Below are 2,014 nucleotides of genomic sequence, written 5' to 3' on the forward strand. Positions count from 1 at the left end.
CTGCATTTCGATAGCCAGCCAGACGGCTTGCGGGTTGAACTGACGATGCCGTTGCAATCCATCTGAAAACACCACAAAACCCGTGGGAGCGAGCCTGCTCGCGAAGAGGCCCGCACCAACACCAAGGATTTCAACCCTGGGCAAACATCTCCTTCGCCCGATGCTCGACCTGCTCCTGGGTCAGGTCTTCCTTGCGCGTGGCCAGGAACCACAGGTGCCCATAGGGATCCTTCAAGGTCCCTGAACGGTCGCCGTAAAACTGATCCTTGACCTCCGATACAACGGTTGCGCCGGCATCGATCGCCTGTTTGTAGGACTTGTCGACATCCGTCACGTACAAATGCAGACCCACGGACGRCGAATTGTCCGGGTTGCTCAGCGGCCCTTGATCGCACGGTGTGCCCAGCATGATCGGGCAATCGCCGATGCGCAGTTCGGCGTGGCCGACACCGCCATCGGGCATGTTCAGGCGCATGACCTCAATGGCGCCGAAGGCTTTTTTGTAGAAAGCGATGGCTTCGGCGGCTTTGTTGATGCCCAGGTAGGGGGTGATGCTGTGATACCCCTCTGGAATGGGTTTGACGCTCATGATGGATCTCCCTGTTCTTGTAGTGTGAATAAAAAGTACCTGCGCCGTTATTCGGCCGAATAAATATAGGTCAGCCTCTTTCGCCTCACCGAGTGCCCGACGAGCAGCAGCGCCATATAAATGCCATCAAGTCGGCTCCAGCCAATGCGCCCCCGGCCCGGGTTCTCCCAGCGCATCGACAATGATCGCCATTTCTTGATAGCCACTATTGAAAGCGTTGATTTCTGCTGCCCGGGAGGCGCGGGTAGCCTGTGTTCATTGCCTCGAACCCAGTCGCCAGGACGCCAAAATGAAACCGATGATCGCAACGATGCTGATGCTCGCCATCTCCGTACTCGCCGGATGTGCCAGCCATGTCTCCCCCGAGCTTCGCCCTTACACCGCTGAAGAAAGCAAGGAACTGGCGCTGGAAGCGCTGAACCGCCGTGGTCTGTCCTTCGACGAATACCACGCGAAAAAAGCCGAGCTGCTCGGCCAGCCGCAAAAGTCGTTCAACTTCGACAACCAGGGTGAAATGAACGCCGGGCGATCTGTACAGCTTCACGGTCGTCCAAGCTGAGGCGAAACTGTACTGCTCCAAGTTTCGCGTAACTGTCCATGGGTTTCGCCCTGGGTGTGCGATAGGGTCAACACCTGACTGACCCTGACGGACTGCCACCCATGACGCTCTCTCTCGACCTGCTGCTGGGCTTCGCCCTGTTTGCTCTCGTTACTTCAATCACACCCGGCCCGAACAACACCATGTTGCTGGCATCCGGGGTGAACTTCGGCTTCAACCGCACGATTCCGCACATGCTYGGCATCACTTGTGGCTTCTTTGTACTCGTGGTGGCGGTTGGTTTCGGCCTTGGCGCGGTGTTCCAGACTTATCCTTTGCTCTACACCGTACTGCGTTATGTGGGGGCGGCGTATTTGCTGTATCTGGCGTGGAAAATCGCCCATTCCGGGCCAATCTCGGAGAGCCAGCAGGGCGAGGCGAAACCGATCAGTTATCTGGGCGCCGCCGCGTTCCAGTGGGTCAATCCCAAAGCCTGGATCATGGCCATTGGCGCCATCAGCACCTACACGCCGATGCAGGGTTACTTCACCAATGTGATCGTGATTGCGGCGGTTTTTGCCATCATCAACCTGCCGAGCGTCGGTGTCTGGGCCGCTTGCGGCACACTGTTGCGCAACGTTCTGCAGGATCGCCGCTGGCTGCGCCTGTTCAATTGGGGCATGGCCGCGCTGCTCGTGGGTTCGCTGTATCCGCTGTTGCTTGAAAGCTTTAGCTGACGCATTGCTTCAACCGCTTGCCCGATGCCTGTTAAGCTGACTTTTCAGGAGCGTTCCTACGCACTTTTAAATGAAGTAGTTCTTCTTTAACGGCATCCGATCAGGTATTGGTAGCGTTCTGAAAACAGCGCGCAGCTCACAAGGCTGCGC

Annotated in this window: 3 protein-coding genes; 2 read left to right on the forward strand and 1 reads right to left on the reverse strand. The window is 57.3% G+C overall.

From position 1 onward, the window contains the following. Positions 1–130: 130 nt before the first annotated feature. Positions 131–589, reverse strand: coding sequence for a VOC family protein (locus tag ACXRVY_RS26150; RefSeq protein WP_458238637.1), 459 nt, complete (start codon positions 587–589; stop codon positions 131–133). 289 nt (positions 590–878) lie between these two features. Here ACXRVY_RS26150 and ACXRVY_RS26155 point away from each other — a divergent pair, with 289 nt between their 5' ends. Together ACXRVY_RS26155 and ACXRVY_RS26160 are read left to right on the forward strand one after the other, a co-directional pair. Next, positions 879–1,148, forward strand: a complete 270-nt coding sequence (locus ACXRVY_RS26155) for a hypothetical protein (protein ID WP_223463468.1) — start codon at positions 879–881, stop codon at positions 1,146–1,148. 101 nt (positions 1,149–1,249) lie between these two features. Next, positions 1,250–1,864 carry a LysE family translocator gene (locus ACXRVY_RS26160; protein ID WP_223463469.1) on the forward strand — a complete coding sequence of 205 codons (615 nt, stop codon included), beginning with the start codon at positions 1,250–1,252 and terminating at the stop codon, positions 1,862–1,864. The last annotated feature ends 150 nt before the right edge of the window (positions 1,865–2,014 follow it).

It is taken from the genome of Pseudomonas sp. P5_A2_2, from assembly GCF_054177685.1.